Origin of the sequence: Bradyrhizobium sp. SZCCHNS30572, from assembly GCF_032484415.1 — a bacterium.
In the GTDB taxonomy this organism is placed as follows: Bacteria; Pseudomonadota; Alphaproteobacteria; order Rhizobiales; family Xanthobacteraceae; genus Bradyrhizobium.
Genome location: NZ_JAUESY010000006.1, coordinates 377701 through 396746, shown reverse-complemented (window position 1 = coordinate 396746; position 19046 = coordinate 377701). Strand labels below are relative to the sequence as shown.

At 66.2% G+C, this 19046-nt stretch carries 15 protein-coding genes; 12 read left to right on the top strand and 3 right to left on the bottom strand.

Annotation, left to right across the window (positions count from 1 at the left end):
- Positions 1-236: 236 nt before the first annotated feature.
- From QX048_RS18865 to QX048_RS18820, 10 genes are all read left to right on the top strand, one after another.
- A complete protein-coding gene (locus QX048_RS18865; RefSeq protein ID WP_409977917.1) occupies positions 237-2222 on the top strand; it encodes an ATP-binding protein in 1986 nt (661 codons plus the stop codon).
- Positions 2192-3937, top strand: a complete 1746-nt coding sequence (locus tag QX048_RS18860) for a DUF3369 domain-containing protein (RefSeq protein ID WP_315751180.1) — start codon at positions 2192-2194, stop codon at positions 3935-3937. Before QX048_RS18865 ends, QX048_RS18860 begins: the two co-directional genes overlap by 31 nt.
- The gene (locus QX048_RS18855) at positions 3934-4677 is read left to right on the top strand and encodes a response regulator (RefSeq protein WP_315717100.1); all 744 of its coding nucleotides are present in this window, start codon (positions 3934-3936) and stop codon (positions 4675-4677) included. The genes QX048_RS18860 and QX048_RS18855 overlap by 4 nt, the downstream gene beginning before the upstream one ends.
- A gap of 231 nt (positions 4678-4908) precedes the next feature.
- Positions 4909-5520, top strand: coding sequence for a sigma-70 family RNA polymerase sigma factor (locus tag QX048_RS18850; protein ID WP_315751179.1), 612 nt, complete (start codon positions 4909-4911; stop codon positions 5518-5520).
- A gap of 368 nt (positions 5521-5888) precedes the next feature.
- A complete protein-coding gene (locus tag QX048_RS18845) occupies positions 5889-7295 on the top strand; it encodes a cytochrome ubiquinol oxidase subunit I (protein ID WP_315827940.1) in 1407 nt (468 codons plus the stop codon).
- On the top strand, positions 7292-8302 hold the full coding sequence (gene cydB, locus QX048_RS18840) for a cytochrome d ubiquinol oxidase subunit II (protein WP_315751177.1): 1011 nt from the start codon (positions 7292-7294) through the stop codon (positions 8300-8302). The genes QX048_RS18845 and cydB overlap by 4 nt, the downstream gene beginning before the upstream one ends.
- A complete protein-coding gene (locus QX048_RS18835) occupies positions 8302-8427 on the top strand; it encodes a DUF2474 family protein (protein WP_315827939.1) in 126 nt (41 codons plus the stop codon). Before cydB ends, QX048_RS18835 begins: the two co-directional genes overlap by 1 nt.
- A 111-nt stretch (positions 8428-8538) precedes the next feature.
- A complete protein-coding gene (locus tag QX048_RS18830; protein WP_315717095.1) occupies positions 8539-9132 on the top strand; it encodes a L,D-transpeptidase in 594 nt (197 codons plus the stop codon).
- A 66-nt stretch (positions 9133-9198) separates the two neighbouring features.
- Positions 9199-10236: an amino acid ABC transporter substrate-binding protein gene (locus QX048_RS18825; protein ID WP_315827938.1), complete on the top strand. Its 1038-nt coding sequence runs from the start codon at positions 9199-9201 to the stop codon at positions 10234-10236.
- Positions 10237-11300: 1064 nt separating this feature from the next.
- Entirely contained in the window at positions 11301-11756 is a 456-nt protein-coding gene (locus QX048_RS18820) for a fasciclin domain-containing protein (protein WP_315828017.1), read from the top strand.
- Between the two features lie 217 nt (positions 11757-11973).
- On the opposite strand, the gene QX048_RS18815 is transcribed toward QX048_RS18820, so the two are convergent.
- Both QX048_RS18815 and QX048_RS18810 read right to left on the bottom strand, forming a co-directional pair.
- Entirely contained in the window at positions 11974-13113 is a 1140-nt protein-coding gene (locus tag QX048_RS18815) for an acyl-CoA dehydrogenase family protein (RefSeq protein WP_315827937.1), read from the bottom strand.
- A 152-nt stretch (positions 13114-13265) separates the two neighbouring features.
- The gene (locus QX048_RS18810) at positions 13266-14450 is read right to left on the bottom strand and encodes an acyl-CoA dehydrogenase family protein (RefSeq protein ID WP_315717091.1); all 1185 of its coding nucleotides are present in this window, start codon (positions 14448-14450) and stop codon (positions 13266-13268) included.
- A 153-nt stretch (positions 14451-14603) separates the two neighbouring features.
- Between QX048_RS18810 and QX048_RS18805 the strand changes: the two genes are divergently transcribed.
- Complete coding sequence (locus QX048_RS18805) at positions 14604-15149, top strand: carboxymuconolactone decarboxylase family protein (protein ID WP_315827936.1); 546 nt, start codon at positions 14604-14606, stop codon at positions 15147-15149.
- 303 nt (positions 15150-15452) lie between these two features.
- Here the strand turns inward: QX048_RS18805 and QX048_RS18800 are convergent, their stop codons facing one another.
- Positions 15453-16670, bottom strand: coding sequence for an MFS transporter (locus QX048_RS18800; RefSeq protein WP_315751172.1), 1218 nt, complete (start codon positions 16668-16670; stop codon positions 15453-15455).
- A gap of 210 nt (positions 16671-16880) precedes the next feature.
- Here QX048_RS18800 and QX048_RS18795 point away from each other — a divergent pair, with 210 nt between their 5' ends.
- Positions 16881-18947, top strand: coding sequence for a prolyl oligopeptidase family serine peptidase (locus tag QX048_RS18795; RefSeq protein WP_316191830.1), 2067 nt, complete (start codon positions 16881-16883; stop codon positions 18945-18947).
- The last annotated feature ends 99 nt before the right edge of the window (positions 18948-19046 follow it).

Genomic DNA, 19046 nt, shown 5'->3' with positions numbered 1-19046 from the left:
GCGGGCGCGCGGTACCGCTCGTCCCTTTCACGCCCATCATGCTCGGCGGCGCGACTGGCTGCGCCGCAGCATACAGGCCCGGCTGCGCGCGGCAGAGCGGACGCAGGCAGGCTCCGCACGCCCGGCCCGAGGTAGCGATCGTGGCGCGATCCGAGCAGCGGAAATCCGTCGCGCGGCCGCTCGGTCTGGCGGTCCTGGGGCGGGCACGGATCGTTCGCGCGCTGCGGGCGGTTCCGATCCGCTGGCGCATCCTCTCGATCGCCGCGCTCAACTCGGCTGTCGTGATCGTGCTGGCGGCGCTGATCTGGAACGGCGCGACGGTGCTGGGCACGGCCTGGGACGACGTTCGCCAGGTCCGGGAATCCGACAAGGTGCTGGCCCTGCTCGAAAGCGAGACGAGCCGGCTGCAGAACCTCATTCATCGCTACATCAATCAGCCGAGCCCGGAGCTGTTCGCCGAGATCCTGCTGCTGCGCGAGGCCGTGCTCGGGACGCTGACGACGCGCGCCTCGACCGACCCGATGCTGTCGGGGTCGGTCGAGGAGCTGGAGCGCGTCACCGTGCGTTTCCTGGACGGCTTCGGCGAGCTGCGAAGTCTGCAGGCGACGATCTCCAAGACCTATGAGGAAGAGGTTCTCGGCCCCGCCCGCGACATCGCCGGGCTCTATTCGGTGATCGAAGGCGCGACCGGCCATCGCGACGCGCAGATCTGGCCCTCGCTCGGCAAGTCGCGCGAGGCCTTCACCGCCATGCTGGTCGCGGCCAATTCCTACTACCTGTCGCTCGCGCCCGCCTCCGCCGAGGACGCGCGCCGCAACACGGAGACGATCGAGAAGACCATTCCGGTGATGTCGAGCCTTGCGGACAATGATCTGCAGCGGCTGGCGCTGCAGCGGCTGTCGGCCCGGACCGCGGCGCTGCGCGCGGGATTCTCCAAGCTCACCGATCAGCTCACCAACCGCACCGAACTGCTGCGCAACACCATCGATGCGAGCCAGGCCGAAACCATCGGCGCCATCGACGGCCTGTCGGTGAAGATGCGCCAGCACGAGCAGAAGGCGCAGGCGACGTTCGATCGGACGTTGAAGGACATCTCCCGCCGCGTCCTCTCGATCGCGGTGATCTTCCTGGGAGTCATCCTGTCCGCGGGCGTGCTGATCGCCTTGTCGATCCGGCTGCCGCTGCAGCAGATCATGGCCTCGATGCGCGCAATCATGCTGGGCGACTACGACCGCGAGGTCCAGGGCACCGAGGCGCGCGACGAGGTCGGCGCGATGGCCCGCGCCGTCGAGACCTTCCGCGAGAACGCGATCGCCAAGCGCAAGACCGAGGACGAGTTGCGCACCGCGAAGGAAAAGGCCGAGAGCGCGCTGCTCGAGCTCAATGCCGCGCAACGGAATCTCATCGATGCCGAGCGGCTGGCGGCGCTGGGCGGGCTGGTCGCCGGCGTCGCCCACGAGGTGAACAACCCGATCGGCATCAGCCTGACGGTGGCCTCCAGCTTCGCACGCCGCGTCGAGATGTTCGAGGCGGCGCTGCGGTCGCCCGAAGGCGGCCTGCGCCGGTCGCAACTGGAGGAGTTCGTGCGTTCGTCGCGCGATGCGTCCGAGCAACTGGTCGCCAACCTGCAGCGCGCCGGCGAGTTGATCCAGTCGTTCAAGCAGGTCGCGGTCGACCGCTCCCATGCGGAGCGACGGGCCTTTGTCCTGAGCGAGGCGACCGATCAGATCATCACCAGCCTCAAGCCGGTGCTCAAGCGCGCGCCGATCACGCTGGCGGTCGATGTCCCCGAGGGGCTTTTCATCGACGGCTATCCCGGGTTCTACGGTCAGATTCTCACCAACCTGTTCCTCAACGCCGTCAACCACGCCTTTGCCGACGGCCGCGCGGGCACCATCTCGATCACGGCGCGGCCGCGCGGCACGGATGACATCGAGATCATTTTCGCCGATAACGGGGCCGGCATGCCCCCCGACGTGCAGCGCCAGGCCTTCGATCCGTTCTTCACGACACGCCGCAACGAAGGGGGAACGGGGCTCGGGCTGCATATCGTCTACAATCTGGTGACGCAGCAGCTCGGTGGCCGCATGATGCTGGAATCCCGCGAGGGACAAGGCACCACCTTTCGGATTATCATGCCGCGGGTCGCCAAGGGCGGCGCCGAGACAGCAATGGGTGACGGAACGACGCAATGGCCGAACAGGACGATGTCCTCCAACTGATCGAGGATACCGGTTTCGACGAGGACGACGGTTCGGCCCGGAAATGGAAGATCGCCGTCATCGACGACGACCATGCCGTGCACGAGGGCACCCGCTTTGCGCTGTCGGATTACAGCCTGAACGGCCAGGGGCTCGAAATCCTGTCCGCCTATTCGGCGGCCGAAGGCCGCGCGCTGATGCGGGAGCACACCGACATCGCGGCCGTGCTGCTCGACGTCATCATGGAGACCGACGTCGCCGGGCTCGAGCTCGTCGAATACATCCGCAACGAGATCAAGAACGAGACCGTCCGCATCATCCTGCGGACCGGGCAGCCGGGCCAGGCGCCGGAGCGGCGCGTCATCGTCCAGTACGACATCAACGATTACAAGGCCAAGACCGAGCTCACCGCCGACAAGCTGTTCACCTCGCTGACGGCGGCGCTGCGCAGCTACCAGCAGCTCGAGCGCATGGTGCAGACCCGGCGCGGCCTCGAGATCATCATCGACGCCGCCTCGACGCTGTATGATTTCAAGTCGATGCAGCGGCTGGCCGAGGGCGTGCTGACCCAGATCGCGTCGCTGCTGAACGTGGATTGCGCGGGGATCCTGGTGCTGCGCGACGACGGCAGCCAGACCGACGATTTTTCGGTGCTGGCCGGCTCCGGCTGCTACAGCCGCTTCTCCGGCGCCGTCACCTCGCGCTCGCTCGATCCGGATCTGCGCGACATGGTTGAGGCCGCCTTCAGGCAGCGCAGCAACGAATTCGCAGACCACCGCACCGTGCTCTATGTCCGCACCGGCTCGGGGCGCGAAGTCGTGGTGCTGCTGCAGGCGGAGCGGCCGCTGTCCGAGACCGACCGTTCGCTGGTCGAGATCTTCTCCAGCCGGCTGTCGATCGCCTTCGACAACGTGATCCTGTATCAGCAGCTGCATGAGGCCAACACCCAGCTCGAGGACCGCGTCGCCCAGCGCACCCGCGCGCTGATGCAGGCCAACCGGCGGCTGTCGGCGCAATGGCTGCGGCTGCAGCGCGCCAACGGCTTCAAGAACGAGATTCTCGGCACCGTTGCCCATGACCTGAAGAATCCGCTGGGCGTCATCCTCGGCCGCACGGAAATGCTGACCGAGTTGATCGCGACCGGCGCCTCCGCAGAGGGGATCACCAGCCAGGTCGGACATATCCGCGATGCCGCCAAGCGGCTGACCTCGATGGTCGACCATCTGATCTCGGATGCGATGGCCGACGCCTTCGACATCACCATCCGCCGCGAGCCGGTCGACATCACGGCCCTGATCCATGAGGTGGTCGAGGCCAACCAGCCGCTCGCCCTCAACAAGCAGCAGGTCATCGAGGTCTCGGCGCCGACGCTGCTGTCGACCATGTGCGACATCGACCGGATCCGCGAGGCGATCGACAATCTCTTGAGCAACGCGATCAAGTACAGCCCGATCGGCGGCAGGATCACCGTGAACGCCGCCGATGACGGCGACAACACCATCATCGCCGTCACCGACCAGGGCGCCGGGCTGTCGCCGGAGGATCTCGGCCGCCTGTTCGGGCGGTTCCAGCGGCTGTCGGCCAAACCGACCGCGGGCGAGAGCTCGACCGGGCTCGGCCTGTCGATTGTCAAACGCATCGTCGACATGCATGGTGGCGAGGTGACGGCCAGGAGCGAAGGGCCGGGATCCGGATCGACCTTCACCATCACACTGCCGGCGGCCGAATTGTCATGAGTCAGAGCCAGCACATCATCATCGTCGACGACGAGGCCCCTGCCCGCGAAATGGTGGGTGATTACCTCAAGATGCACGGCTTCAGCGTGACGCTGTGCGACGGCGGCAAGAGCCTGCGCAGCGCCATCGAGACCGGCCCCGCAGATCTCGTCGTGCTCGACCTCAACATGCCCGAAGAAGACGGCCTGTCGATCATTCGCGATCTCAAGGGCCGCACCAACATCCCGGTGATCATGCTGACGGCCACCGCCAGCCCGATCGACCGCGTGGTCGGGCTTGAGCTTGGCGCCGACGATTACGTCGCCAAGCCGTGCGAATTGCGCGAATTGATGGCCCGGATCCGCTCCGTGCTGCGCCGCAGCGGACCGGCCAAGGCTGCGGCGGCCGTCACGGAGACCGCTCCGGCCCAGGCCAAGGACCCGCAATTGGTGCGGTTCGGCACCAAATGGCTGGATCTCGATGCCCAGGCGCTGCGCGATGACGAAGGCAACGAGCACCCGCTGACGGCGTCCGAGTTCGGCCTGCTCAAAGTGTTCGCCGCCAACCCGAAGCGGGTGCTGTCGCGCGAGCGGCTGCTGGAGCTCGCCAATGCCCGCGATGCGGAGGCGTTCGATCGCGCCGTGGATCTTAGAATCATGCGCATCCGTCGCAAAATCGAGCCCGATCCGACCAAACCGGCCGTGATCCGGACCATTCGCGGCGGCGGCTACCTGTTCTCCCCGGCCGGCGAGAAGGCCTGAGGACAGCCGGCCGGCGGCGGCGAAAGCAGCCTCTGTACCCCCATTCCGTTCCGCTTCTTGGAATTGGGCACAATTCCGCCACGACTGTTTCGCGATGTGCGGCGCGACGAAACATTTCCGCAGGCGCACGAAACCATTTTCCTGTTTTCGTGCAGACGTCCCGAAACGGGCACTCCTTAACAATCCATCCCGTCGAAACGCCGCAAGGGGGCGGCGGAACGGGAGAGTGCCATGCAGAACGTCGTTGCCATCAATTCCGCAGCCAGCCAGGGCATCATCGCCGCCCAGGCGACCACGGACGACATGCTCCTGGAGAGCATTGCCGATGGCGATCGCACCGCGATGCACACGCTTTATGCGCGTCACAATGTGCGGGTCTATCGCTTCATCCTGCGCATCGTCCGCGACACCACGATCGCCGAGGACCTCGTCAGCCAGGTGTTCCTGGACGTCTGGCGCACCGCCAAGCAGTTCGAGGGCCGCTCGCAGGTCTCGACCTGGCTGCTGTCGATCGCCCGCTTCAAAGCGCTGACCGCGCTGCGCCAGCGCCGCTTCGAGGACATCGACCAGGACGAGGTGCGCGAGATCGCCGACGACTCCGACACGCCGGAGACCTCGCTCGAGCGCTCCACCACCAGCGCCATCCTGCGCGCCTGCGTCGCCAAGCTGTCGCCGGCGCATCGCGAGATCATCACCCTGATCTACTACCATGAGAAGTCGGTGGAGGAGGTCGGGCAGATCATCGGCATTCCGCAGAGCACGGTGAAGACGCGCATGTTCTATGCCCGCAAGCACCTGGCCGAGCTCCTGCGCTGTGCCGGCGTCCACAGCCTCGCCGCCTGACCAAGCTTCATTCTCGCCGGGGCTGCGGTCCCGGCGGGTTCCAAAGACGACGACGCATCAAAATCGCCGAACGAAACAATTGAAACAATCGGCGAAATCACCTGGAAAATTTCCGCCGCTAGAACGTTATCCATCAGCCGAGCCTCAGTCCCCCAGCTGATCTCGGTTTGGAGCGAGCAAATTCAAGGATACCTCCACCTTCCAAGGTTGCTCCGAAGACCCGGCGGATGCCCCCGCCGGGTCTTCGTCGTTTGGGACCGCTCACCCCGCCAATAGGGCGATTTGACCATTTGATATCGCGCGTTGCCGGTGCAATCTTCCGTCATGGGGCGGTGCTACAAGCCCCACGGCAATGACGGACGGTGCTGATGTTCGGTTTGGATGCGGTTGAGCTGGCGCGCGCGCAGTTCGCCTTCACGGTCACCTTCCACATCATCTTCCCCGCCTTCTCGATCGGGCTCGCGTCCTACCTCGCCGTGCTCGAGGCGCTGTGGCTGTGGACCGGCCGCGACGTCTATCTCAACGTCTTCAATTACTGGCTCAAGATCTTCGCCATTACCTTCGCCATGGGCGTCGTCTCCGGCATCGTGATGTCCTACCAGTTCGGCACCAACTGGTCGGTCTATTCCGACAAGGTCGGACCGGTGATCGGCCCGCTGATGGCCTATGAAGTGCTGACGGCGTTCTTCCTCGAGGCCGGCTTTCTCGGCGTCATGCTGTTCGGCCTGAAGCGCGTCGGCCCGAAGCTGCATTTCCTGGCCACCCTGATGGTCGCCGTGGGCACGCTGATCTCGGCATTCTGGATTCTCTCGGCCAATTCCTGGATGCAGACGCCGGCGGGCTATGCCGTCAACGCCGACGGCCAGTTCGTCTCGGTCGACTGGCTCGCAGTCATCTTCAATCCGTCCTTCCCCTACCGCCTCGTGCACATGGTGCTGGCGGCCTATCTCACCACCTCGCTCGTGGTCGGCGCGGTCGGCGCCTGGCATCTGCTGCGCAATCCGCATCTGCCGGGCCCGCGCGTGATGTTCTCGATGGCGATGTGGATGGCGGCGCTGGTGGCGCCGCTGCAGATCCTGGTCGGCGATCAGCACGGCCTCAACACGCTCGAACACCAGCCGGTGAAGATCATGGCCATGGAAGGCCATTTCGAGAGCCACAAGGACGGCGCGCCGCTATACCTGTTCGGCTGGCCCGACCAGGCCAAGGGCGAACTGAAATGGGCGCTCGGGATCCCCAAGTTCGGCTCGCTGATCCTCAAGCACCAGATCGACGCGCCGATGGCCGGGCTCGACACCGTGCCGCGGCAGGACTGGCCGCCGGTGCCGATCACCTTCTGGTCGTTCCGCATCATGGTCGGCCTGGGCCTGCTGATGCTGGCGCTCGGCCTGTTCAGCCTGTGGGAGCGCTGGCGCGGGCGGCTGTACATCAATCGCGGCCTGCACCGCTTCGCGATTGCGATGGGACCTGCGGGATTCATGGCCGTCATGGCCGGCTGGATCACCACCGAGACCGGCCGGCAGCCGTTCACCGTATACGGGCTGCTGCGCACCACCGATTCCGTTTCGCCGCTCGCGGCCCCGGCCGTGGGTGCCTCGCTGCTCGCCTTCATCATCGTGTATTTCATCATCTTCGCTGCCGGCGTGCTGTACATCCTGCGCCTGATGGCCGAGCCGCCGCATCCCGGCGAGCCGGGCCCGAGCAGCGAGCAGCCGGTCCGCACTGCCGGCATCACGCCGGCCGCCGGCGTCGTGCAGGGAGTGGTCGGATCATGAGCGTCGCCATCGATCTCGCCACCCTCTGGGCCTTCATCATCGCGCTCGCCGTGTTCATCTACGTCGTGATGGACGGCTTCGATCTCGGCCTCGGCATCCTCTTCCCGCTGTTTCCAGGCAAGCAGGACCGCGACGTCATCACCAACACCGTCGCGCCGGTGTGGGACGGCAACGAGACCTGGCTGGTGCTCGGCGGCGGTGGCCTGATGGCCGCGTTCCCGCTCGCTTATTCCATCCTGATGCCGGCGCTGTATGCGCCGCTGATCGCGATGCTGGTCGGCCTGATCTTCCGCGGCGTCGCCTTCGAATTCCGCTGGCGCACCCGCGCCACACGCAATCTGTGGGACATCGCCTTTGCCGGCGGGTCATGGGTCGCGGCGCTCGCGCAGGGCATCGCGCTCGGCGCCATCCTGCAGGGCGTGCATGTCGAGGGCCGGCACTATGCCGGCGGCTGGTGGGACTGGCTGACGCCGTTCAGCCTCCTCACCGGCGTCTCGCTCGTGGTCGGCTACGCGCTGCTCGGCGCAACCTGGCTGATCCTGAAGACAGAGGGCGACCTGCGCGACAAGGCCTATCGCATCAGCTGGGTCCTGCTGTTCGCGATGCTGCTCGCCATTGCCGCCGTCAGTCTGTGGACGCCGCTGCTCACGATCCAATATTCGGACCGCTGGTTCAGGTGGCCGGCGATCATTCTCACCGCGCCGGTGCCGCTCGCCGTCGTCGGCGTCACCGTGCTGATGATGAAGAACCTCGCCCAGAGGCACGATAGCTGGCCGTTCTTTCTCGCACTCGCGCTGTTCTTCCTCTCCTACGCGGGCCTCGGCATCAGCATGTATCCCTACGTCGTGCCGCAGAGCATCACGATCTGGCAGGCGGCAGCACCCGAACGCAGCCAACTGATCATGCTGCCCGGCGTGCTGGTGCTGGTGCCGCTGATCCTCGGCTACACCGGCTGGGCCTATTGGGTGTTTCGCGGCAAGGTCGGGCACGACAGCGGCTATCATTGATGCCCGCTCCCGAGCCCGCGTCCCTCGCGAAGCGCCTCGCCTGGTTCGTTGCGCTCTGGCTCGCCGGCGTGGCGACCGTCGGCGCGGTGGCCTTCCTGCTGCGGCTCTGGATGAAGCTCGGATGACAACGGGTGCGCCCTGCGCTCACCTTGACTTTGCTGCGAATATGCTCCTGAAATTTGACGGGTGGATTTGATCGGGCAAGCTTCGCAGGGGTCCGTTGAGGAGAGCTTTGAATGCCGAGTTTCCGTCGCCTGCTTTGTGCGGCCAGCGCCATCATCGCGCTGGCGCTGTCCACATCGCATAGTTTTGCCCAGTCCGAGGACCCCGGCGATCAGCCCGGTCTCGTCGCCGATGACGGCTACGAGCTCGATCCCGAATGGCGCAAGCAGGTGGTCTATTTCCGCACCACCGAGCCGCCGGGCACCATCATCGTGTCCACCGCCGAACGCCACCTCTATCTGGTGCAGCCGGGCGGACGTGCCATCCGCTACGGCATCGGCGTCGGCCGTGACGGCTTCCAGTGGCAGGGGCTGCTGTCGATCACCAAGAAGGCCGAGTGGCCGGATTGGACGCCGCCGCCGGAGATGATCCAGCGCCAGCCCTATCTGCCGCGCTTCATGGCCGGCGGCCCCGGCAATCCCTTGGGCGCGCGCGCGATGTATCTGGGCACCACCGTGTACCGCATCCACGGCACCAACCAGCCCTGGACGATCGGCAGCAAGATTTCCTCCGGCTGCTTCCGGCTGGTGAATGCCGATGTCGCCGACCTGTTCGACCGCGTCCCGGTCGGCACCAAGGTGGTCGTGCGGCAGAAGCCGGAACTGTGACGCCGGCGCCCGCCGCCGGACATTCAGCCATCGCTTTGTCCTGAGATTTTTCGAAAGAGATTGACCATGCGCACTTTCCGAGGCGGCCTGCTGATCGGGCTCGCCGTCGCCGTCCTCGTCGCGGCGCTCGCCGTCACCTATGAGATGTACGACACCCGCACCTTGAAGCGGACCATCCGCCGCGGCGAGGTGTTGTGCGGCGTCAATGCCGGCCTGCCCGGCTTCTCGATTCCCGATGACAAGGGCAATTGGAGCGGCTTCGACGTCGACTTCTGCCGCGCCGTGGCGGCCGCGATCTTCGATGATCCGAAGAAGGCGAAGTTCGTGCCGCTCGACGCCAATGAGCGCTTCAAGGAGCTGCAGAGCCGCAAGGTCGATATCCTGTCGCGCAACACCACCTGGTCGATGGCGCGCGAGCAGAACTACGACCTGTATTTCCCGGCGGTCGCCTATTACGACGGCCAGGGCTTCATGGTGCCGCGGTCGCGCAAGCTGGAGACGGCGCTCGACCTCAACGGCAGCAGGGTCTGCGTGCAGGATTCCACCACCAACGCGCTTAACCTCGGCGACTATTTCCGCACCAACAACATGAAGTACGAGGAGGTGAAGTTTCCCAAGCTCGACGACGTCATCAAGGCGTATGACAGTGGCAAGTGCGACACCTTCACCGCCGACGTCTCGCAGCTCTACGCGCTGCGCCTGACGCTGTCGAAGCCCGGCGATCACGACATCCTGCCCGACCTGATCTCCAAGGAGCCGCTCGCGCCCGTGGTGCGCCAGCGCGACGACGACTGGATGATGATCGTGAAGTGGACGCTGTACGCGATGATCAATGCCGAGGAACTCGGCGTCACCTCCAAGAACATCGACGAGGCGCTGAAGTCGAAGAAGCCGGACGTGATGCGGCTGGTCGGCAACGAGGGCAGCTACGGCGAGGATCTCGGGCTGACGAAGGACTGGGCGGCGCGAATCATCCGCCACGTCGGCAATTACGGCGAGGTCTATGAGCGCAACGTCGGCAGCGAGTCGAAGCTGAAGATCCCGCGCGGCATGAACCAGCTGTGGAACGCCGGCGGCGTCCAGTACGCGCCGCCGATCAGGTAGGACGCCGGTCGGAATTGTCGGCTTCGCTTCGACGGGTCTCACACCTCTCGCGACACGAACGGTGCACCCTCTCTCCTTGTGGGAGAGGGTGGTTTCGATGCGCAGCATCGAAACCGGGTGAGGGGTTGCCACGAACTCAGACCTGCATTTGCCGCACCAGGCCCTTACCCAAGCAAGCTTGGAGTTGGCTTCTGTGTAGCCCTCTCCCACAAGGGGAGAGGCGCATTCATATGCACCGCGAGGGCTGATTTTCCGGTGCTTAGAGCAGAACAAACATCATCATCCCCGCGACGTCTTCCGCGCCCGAGCTTTGCCAAATTCTCCACCCTCCGAAAATCGAGGGCGCAGGGAAGGCCAGGTGCCGACTGGCACCTGCGGTCCGCCTGCTTAAAAAAATGCAGGCGGCAGAACCACAGGCTCAGCCGGGACAACCCGGCCTTCCCTGCGCGATGGTGTTAACGCTTATGGCGCGCTCTCCTCGGTGTCCGGCTTGTTAGCCACCGTCGCCGCCCGGGATCATCCCCCGTCGACTTGACGCCAGCATCGGGGCGCCAGGACCACGCGCTTTCACGTCCGCATCGCTATCGTTCGTCGGCGCGATCACTCGCGCTGCGATCCGATGCGTCCATCGCGTCACTGGCCCACGTTTCGTAACGATCGCGAAGCGTCCCTCTTGCGGGCCGTGACGGCGGGGAATGTGCGGCTGATTTGCCCGACGAGACAACGCCCGTCGGGTTGCGACAAAATGGCCCGACGGGCACTGCGGATGCTCCCGCAAAGCAATTAGTCCCGGGATTCATGGCTCTCGCGCGATCTGCCCGGGAGGCTCGGGGAGCCGCTCACGAGTTCGTGAACTCATTCTCAAATCCAGCCAATCGCAGCGATCGTAACGAGCCTGACCAATCCGGTCGGGTGATGCGCCCCTGCACAACAGGGAGAACAAGGGGGACCGAAATCCCTTTGCGCATCAGCCAACTCATCAGTTCAGTTCACAGGGAAAAACTCGAATGACGCTGGGATTCCGTTCGTTCGTGGCCGGCGCGTTGATGCTGGGCGCGCTCTCCATGTCAGCAGTCGCGGCACGTGCCGCCGATATCGTCGACACCGCCGTCGGCGCCGGTCAGTTCAAGACGCTCGTCGCCGCCGCCAAGGCCGCAGGTGTCGTGCCGGTGCTGAAGAGCAAGGGTCCCTTCACCGTATTCGCACCGACCGACGCGGCGTTCGCCGCGCTGCCGCCGGGCACCGTCGAGGATCTGCTCAAGCCGAAGAACAAGGGCAAGCTCGCCGCGATCCTGAAGTATCACGTGATCCCCGGCGCGGTGAAGGCCGGCGAGGTCGCCGGCAAGAAGCTGAGCGTGAAGACGGCGCAAGGCCAGCCGGTGGCCGTCGACGGCACCTTCTTCGGCGTGCAGGTCAACGACGCGCATGTGGTGCAGGCCGACGTCATGGCCTCGAACGGCGTCATCCACGTCATCGACAAGGTGCTGCTGCCACCGGCCAAGACCGCGATGCATCATTGATCGAATGAGAGCGCGCCATCGGTGATGGCGCGCTCTTTTTTTTGCAAACTCTGCTGTCGCCGTCGATAGTCACTGTCGTACGCCGCGAAGGCGGGGTACCCAGTACCCTGCGGGCTTGTCGGTCAATCACACCTCTCTCGGCGTACTGGATCGTCCGCCTTCGCGGACGATGACAGCTGAGCGTGTGGAGTCGACGGGTGCCGACAAACGGCCTTGCTTAGTACCCCCTGAGCTGAGCCAGCTGCGCTGCGTGATAGTTCGCATCGCCGAGCAGCTCCTCACAGACGCGGGCGCGCTTCATGAAGAAGCCGATGTCGAACTGGTCGGTCATGCCCATGCCGCCATGCATCTGCACGCCCTCCTGCACCGCGCGGGTCGCGGTCGCGCCCGCGCGGGCCTTGGCGACGGCCACGGCGGCCGTCGCGCCGGCGGAATCGGCGTCGAGCGTCTGCAGCGCCTTCAGCACCGCGGCGCGGGTGATCTCGATCTCGATATAGAGCTGCGCGGCACGGTGCTGCAGCGCCTGGAATTCGCCGATGGCCTTGCCGAACTGCTTGCGCTCCTTGAGATAGGCAACGGTGCGGCCGAACACCTCCTCGCTCAGTCCCACCATCTCGGAGGCCACCGCGCCCCGGCCGAGATCGAGTACGGCGCTGAGCGTGGCAGCGCCACCATCGACATCGCCGAGCACGTGATCCGCGGTGACCTCGACGTTGTCGAGCGTCACCCGCGCGGCGTTGTGCGCGTCGACCATGATGGTGCGTTCGATCGCCACGCCCTTGGCCTTGGGATCGACCAGGAACAGCGTGAGGCCATCGCGATCGCCAGGCGCGCCCGCACTGCGCGCGACGACGAGCAGGAGATCAGCGACGTGGCCGTCGACCACCATCGCCTTGGCGCCGTTCAGTTTGAAGCCGTTGCCGGAGCGCACGGCCTGCAGGGCGGTGTGCAAAGGACGATGCTTGGCGCCTTCGTCGAGCGCCAGCGCGGCGAGCAGCGCGCCGCTGGCGATCTTCGGCAGATACTCGGATTTCTGCGCCGCCGAGCCGGCGCGGGCGAGCGCCGAGGCTGACAGCACCGACGTCGCCAGAAACGGCGACGGCATCAAGGTGCGGCCGATTTCCTCCATCACGACGCCGGCTTCGACCGCGCCGAGGCCGGAGCCGCCGTGCTCCTCCGGCACGAGCAGTCCGGCAAAACCCATCTCGGCGAAGGTGGCCCAGAGCTGGCGCGAGAAGCCGGTCGCGTCGCGATCATCGCGCAGCTTGCGCAGGTGCGCGATCGGTGCGTGATCGCTGATGAGGCCGCGCGCGCTGTCGCGCAGCATGGATTGTTCTTCGGTGAGGAGGAGAGGCATGGGAGATCCCGTTGCAACGATGGCAATCAATTTTGGTCTTGTCATTCCGGGATGGCCCGAAGGGCCAGGCCCGGAATCCATACTCACGATCGTGGTTATGGATTCCGGGCTCGCCGCGTCGCGGCGCCCCGGAATGACGGCGTGGGTGCGAACTACGCCCCCGGCAGATCGAGGATGCGCTTGGCGACGATGCCGAGCATGACCTCGGAGGTGCCGCCTTCGATCGAGTTGGCCTTGGTGCGCAGCCAGGCGCGGGGACGCGCGCCTTCGTGGGAGCGCTCGCTCTCCCATTCGAGCGCGTCGATGCCGCCGGCCGCCATCAGCAGCTCGTGGCGACGCTTGTTGAGCTCGGTGCCGTAGTACTTCATCGCCGACGAGAACGCCGGATGCCCCTGTCCCGCCTTGGCGAGATCGACCATGCGCTCGGCGGCGGCGGCAAGCGCGGCCTCGTCGACGTCGAAGGTCGCGATGTCCGCACGTAAGAGCGCGTCGTCGAGCCGCCCCTGCGCATCGCTGCCGACGGAATCCGCCGCGACCTGGCCGAGCGGCCGGCTGCCGCCGCGCTCGCCCATGCCGGAAATCATCGCGCGCTCGTGCTGCAGCAGGTACTTCGCAACGTCCCAACCACGGTTGACGGTACCCAGCACGTTCGCCTTGGGCACGCGGACATTGTCGAAGAAGGTCTCGCAGAATGGCGAGCGGCCGGAGATCAGGAGGATCGGCTTGGTCGACACGCCCTTCGACGTCATGTCGAACAGGATGAAGCTGATGCCGTCATGCTTCTTCGCCGCCGGATCGGTGCGCACCAGGCAGAAGATCCAGTCGGCGTAGTTGGCATAGGAGGTCCAGATCTTCTGGCCGTTGATGATGTAGTCGTCGCCGTCGCTCTCGGCCCGCGTCTGCAAGGAGGCGAGATCGGAGCCGGCGTTCGGCTCGGAATAGCCCTGGCACCAGCGGATGAGACCGGCGGTGATCTTCGGCAGGTGCTCGCGCTTCTGGTCGTCCGTGCCGTATTTCAGCAGCGCCGGCCCGAGCATCGAGATGCCGAACGAGGTGATCGGCGCGCGCGCCCCGATCGCCGCCATCTCCTGGCGCACGATCTTGGCCTCCTCGCCGTCGAGACCGCCGCCGCCATATTCCCTGGGCCAGTGCGGCACGGTCCAGCCCTTGTCGCGCATGCGCTCGAACCAGACGCGCTGCGGCTCAGAGGAGAATTTTGCATTGCGGCCGCCCCAGAACGTGTCCTCCTCGGAGGTCATCGGCCGGCGCATCTCCGGCGGGCAATTGGCCTCCAGCCAGGCCCTGGTTTCGCGGCGGAATGTGTCGAGATCGGCCATGCCAAGTCCTCACGCGTTTCCATGATTGCTGTCTTTGAAACGACCTAACCTCAGCCCGTCAGGGAATTCAACATCGATGTCGCCGCGGGCGCCCTCGCCTTGCCAAGCGTTCTATGGTCATGATGCCGCCGCGTGAAATACGAGGAAACGAACATGCGCCTGAAACTTCTTTCGCCTGGCGAAATGAGCGCCGACCAGCGCCAGACCTATGACGAGTCGATCGCCAGCAAGCGCGGCTCGCCGCCGCCGCCGATGATCGCCTGGCTGAACAGCCCGGAGATGGCGCGGCACGCGACGCGGCTCGGCGCCTTCCTGCGCTACGACACGGTGTTTCCGGCAGCACTCTCGGAGATCGCGATCCTGGTGACGGCGCGGCATTGGACCGCGCATTACGAATGGTACGCGCATAAGCGTCTGGCGCTGGCCGGCGGGCTCGACATCAAGATCATCGAGGACATCCGCGACCGTCGCACGCCGGAATTCTCCGAGCCCAAGGCACAGATGATCTACGACGTCGCCAAGTCGCTGCATGAGGGCCATGGACTGACGGATGCGCTCTACAAGGAGGCGATCGCGCTGCTCGGCGAACGCGGCCTGGTCGAGATCATCGGCCTGTGCGGCTACTACACGATGGTGTCGATGACGCTGAACGCGTTCGAGTTCGACCTGCCGGAGGGCGAGGTGTCGGAGTTGAAGTGAGAAGCGCGTGAGCTGCGATGCGCCGCTGTCGCCACGATGCCGGTGCACTCCCCTCCCCCTTGCGGGGAGGGGTCGGGGGTGGGGGTCTCCGGGCGCTGCGCGAAGTGAGGTGCGACCTTATCAATCTGCACTGCTATCGGCTCTCAAGGCTGGGCATCCACCGCTCGGCCGAGCGAGAGACTTTGATCCTTGTAATCTGAGAGAGCACGGTTCGTGGACCCCCACCCCCGCCCCCTCCCCGCAAGGGGGAGGGGAGCGCACCGTGGGTGCGGCGCGACCTCGTTACTACTACGCCCGTTTTAGTCAGCCCGCCGCTGCCTCGCGCCGCTTCGACGACCACACCAGTGCAAGCACGCACAATCCCAGCAGCACCGGCGGGAACACCACGAGGTTCACCGCCGACCAGCCGAAATTGGCGAGCAGTTGGCCCGAGGAGAACGAGCCCAGCGCCATCAGGCCGAAGATCAGGAAATCGTTGAACGCCTGCACCTTGTTGCGCTCGGCGGATGTATGTGTCTCCAGCACCAGCGCGGAGGCGCCGACGAAGCCGAAATTCCAGCCGACGCCGAGCATGACCAGGGTGGCCCAGAAGTGCATCGCGGTCAGGCCCGACAAGCCGATGACGGCCGCGACCGCTTCAAGCCCCAGGCCCACCGCGACGATGGCAGGCGCACCAAATCGCGCGATCAGCGATCCCGTGAAGAAGCTCGGGCCGTACATCGCGACGATGTGCCATTGCAGGCCGAAATTGGAATCCGACACGGTGAGCCCGCACATCTGCATCGCCAAAGGTGCCGAGGTCATCACCAGGTTCATCACCGGATAGGCGATGGTGCCACACAGGGCAGCTGCGATGAAGCGCGGCTGGCGCACGATCTCGGACAGCGGCCGGCCGCCATGGAGATCGGCAGCTTCAGGCTTCGGCAGATCGACGCCGGCGACGATCCCCATCGCGACCAGCGCGACCGCCGCCTGGACCAGATAGCTGAACGCGAACAGATAGGGTTGCCAGACGTCCATGGTCCATTGCACGAGCTGTGGACCGAGCAGACCGGCGAAGATGCCGCCCGCCATCACCCACGACACCGCCTTGGGCCGGAACGTCGCGCTGGCGCCATCGGCCGCCGCGAAGCGATAGGATTGCGCGACGGCGCCATAGACGCCGCCGAGGAACGTCGCCAGGCAGAACAGTGCGAACGAGCCGCGCAGAATCGCGAGGCAGCCGAGCACGCCGGTGACGGCGCCGCAGCCGGTACCGATCAGGAAGGCCGCCCGGCGGCCATAGCGGCGCGAGATCGCGCCGGTCGGCAAGGTGCCGGCGGCGAGGCCAACGACGTACATCGAGATCGGCACCGTCGCGAGCCCGATGTTCGGGGCAATGGTGACACCGACGATCGCGCCGGTGGCGAAGATCACGGCCGAGTTGGCGCCGGTCAGCGCCTGGGCGGCCGCGAGCCGCGCCACGTTACGGCGAGCGCGGGCATCATCGGAGGTGTCTTCGCTCACGGTCAGATCGATCATCTCAGGTATCCGGAGGCGTGGCACGCACGCTCCCGCCTTGCTGGTTCAGCCGCACTATTGCGGGAAGCGCGCGCCCGAGGCAACGGGCGCGAACGGAGACAAGCCATGCGGCAGCGAACGCGCCACGGAGCGTGATTCGACACTCCCGACCTGCCCGGCTAATCAAGCCGGCTGTATTCTCGCGTCAACGGCGCCCGCGGAGCTTGAGCCATGTCAATCGACGATCGTCCGACCATCGCGGCGCCCGATGACGATCCGTATCTGTGGCTCGAGGAGATCGACGGCGAGCGCGCGCTCGCCTTCGTCGCGGCGCAGAACCAGCGCACGCTCGCCGCGTTCGGCGATGCGGCCTTCGAACGCGACCGCGACACGCTGGCCGCCATCTTGGATCGGCCGGACAACGTCCCGTTCGTCAGCCGCCGCGGCGGGCTGCTGTACAATCAATGGAAGGACGCGGCGCATCCGCGCGGCTTGTGGCGGCGCACGACGATGGCGGAGTTCCGCAAGGCGCAACCGCAATGGGAGGACCTGCTCGACATCGACCGACTCGCTGCCGACGAAGGCGAGGACTGGGCGCTGAACGGGGTCTCGAGCCTGCCGCCGGCGCATGAGCGCGCCGTCCTGAGCCTGTCGCGGGGCGGCAGCGACGCCGTGGTGCTGCGCGAGTTCGACATCGCGACGAAGCGCTTCCTGACGGGCGGCTTCACGCTCTCGGAGGCCAAGGGCGGCGCCGCCTGGCTCGATGCCGACACCCTGCTGCTGGCGAGCGCGTTCGGCGTGGGCATGGCGACGCCGTCGGGCTACGCGCGGGCGGTGCGGCGCTGGCGGCGCGGCCAGCCGGTCGAGCAGGCGGAGGTGATCTTCGCCGCCGAAGGCAGCCAGTCGACATGGGTGCATGTCGGTGTCGATCGCAGCGTCGCGCCGGCGCGGGTGTGGTTTGCCGAGGGCATCGACTTCTTCAACCAATATCTATGGCTCGGTGACGGCGGCGGGGCGCGGACCAGGCTCGACCTGCCGACCGACTGCTGGATGTCAGCGCATGGCGACTGGATGGCCATCAAGCTGCGCCAGCCCTGGACCGTCGGCGAGGTCACCCATCCCGCAGATGTGGTGCTCGGTCTCCAGCTCTCGGCATTCCTTGCCGGGCGCCGCGATTTCACCCGCGTGTTCGAGCCCGCGCCGCGACGCGCGCTGCAGGGCCTGTCCTGGGCCGGCGACCGGCTGGTGCTGTCGATCCTCGACGAGCTCAGGGCAAGGTTCGAGGTGTGGACGCCGTCACCGGGGGAGTGGAGCTGCGAGCGGCTTCCCGGCCTGCCGGAGATCGCGACGGTGGACGTCTGGCGTCTCGACACCGACGAGGCCGAAAGCAACGGCGACCTGCTCGCCAACATCCAGGATCCGCTGACGCCGCCGTCGCTGCTACTGATCGAGGGCTTGGCCGCGCCGATCGTGCTGAAGCAGGCGCCTCGCACCTTCAGCGCCGAGGGGCACGTCGTCACGCGACACGAGGCGATCTCGGTGGATGGCGAGCGTATTCCCTACACCCAGACCGGGCCGGCCGAGCTGACAGGCGACGCGCCGGTGCACATGAGCGCCTATGGCGGCTTCGGTCACACGCTCCGTCCGGCCTACAATGCGGCGCTGGGCAAGCTGTGGCTCGAGCGTGGCGGCACGCTCGTGGAGGCCAACATCCGCGGCGGCGGCGAGTTCGGCACCGCCTGGCACGATGCCGGCCGCTATGCGGGCAAGCGGCTCGCGCATGATGATTTCGCCGCGGTCGCCGCCGACCTCGTCCGCCGCGGCGTCACGGTGCCGAAGCGCATCGCGGCGCAAGGCGGCTCCAATGGCGGCATCCTGATCACCAACATGCTGGTGCGCTACCCCGAGCGCTTCGGCGCCTTGTTCTGCACCATCCCGCTGATCGACATGCGCCGCTACACCAAGCTGCTCGCCGGCGCGAGCTGGATCGCCGAATATGGCGATCCCGACAGCGACCAGGATTGGAGCTGGATGTCGACCTACTCGGCCTATCACACCGCAACGCCCGGCCAGCCCTATCCGCCGATCCTGATCGCGACCACGCGGCGCGACGATCGCGTCCATCCCGGCCACGCGCGCAAGATGACCGCCAAGCTGCAGGCCATGGGCTACGACGCCTGGTTCTACGAACCCGCCGCCGGCGGCCATGGCTACGGCACCGACAACCGTGAGCGCGCCAGCTTCATCACGCTGGGCACGCGGTTTCTGGCGCGGCATGTCGGGCTGGAGGCGAAGTGAGCGGCCCATCTTCCGTCATTGCGAGGAGCGAAGCGACGAAGCAATCCAGAGTCCCAACGCGACCCTGGATTGCTTCGCTTCGCTCGCAATGACGGAGAT

Bases quoted from the DNA above. Each gene is read 5' to 3' on its own strand.
- QX048_RS18860 (WP_315751180.1), top strand. From the start codon at position 2,192: ATGGCCGAACAGGACGATGTCCTCCAACTGATCGAGGATACCGGTTTC.
- QX048_RS18855 (WP_315717100.1), top strand. From the start codon at position 3,934: ATGAGTCAGAGCCAGCACATCATCATCGTCGACGACGAGGCCCCTGCC.
- QX048_RS18850 (WP_315751179.1), top strand. From the start codon at position 4,909: ATGCAGAACGTCGTTGCCATCAATTCCGCAGCCAGCCAGGGCATCATC.
- QX048_RS18845 (WP_315827940.1), top strand. From the start codon at position 5,889: ATGTTCGGTTTGGATGCGGTTGAGCTGGCGCGCGCGCAGTTCGCCTTC.
- cydB (WP_315751177.1), top strand. From the start codon at position 7,292: ATGAGCGTCGCCATCGATCTCGCCACCCTCTGGGCCTTCATCATCGCG.
- QX048_RS18835 (WP_315827939.1), top strand. From the start codon at position 8,302: ATGCCCGCTCCCGAGCCCGCGTCCCTCGCGAAGCGCCTCGCCTGGTTC.
- QX048_RS18830 (WP_315717095.1), top strand. From the start codon at position 8,539: ATGCCGAGTTTCCGTCGCCTGCTTTGTGCGGCCAGCGCCATCATCGCG.
- QX048_RS18825 (WP_315827938.1), top strand. From the start codon at position 9,199: ATGCGCACTTTCCGAGGCGGCCTGCTGATCGGGCTCGCCGTCGCCGTC.
- QX048_RS18820 (WP_315828017.1), top strand. From the start codon at position 11,301: ATGTCAGCAGTCGCGGCACGTGCCGCCGATATCGTCGACACCGCCGTC.
- QX048_RS18815 (WP_315827937.1), bottom strand. From the start codon at position 13,113: ATGCCTCTCCTCCTCACCGAAGAACAATCCATGCTGCGCGACAGCGCG.
- QX048_RS18810 (WP_315717091.1), bottom strand. From the start codon at position 14,450: ATGGCCGATCTCGACACATTCCGCCGCGAAACCAGGGCCTGGCTGGAG.
- QX048_RS18805 (WP_315827936.1), top strand. From the start codon at position 14,604: ATGCGCCTGAAACTTCTTTCGCCTGGCGAAATGAGCGCCGACCAGCGC.
- QX048_RS18800 (WP_315751172.1), bottom strand. From the start codon at position 16,670: ATGATCGATCTGACCGTGAGCGAAGACACCTCCGATGATGCCCGCGCT.
- QX048_RS18795 (WP_316191830.1), top strand. From the start codon at position 16,881: ATGTCAATCGACGATCGTCCGACCATCGCGGCGCCCGATGACGATCCG.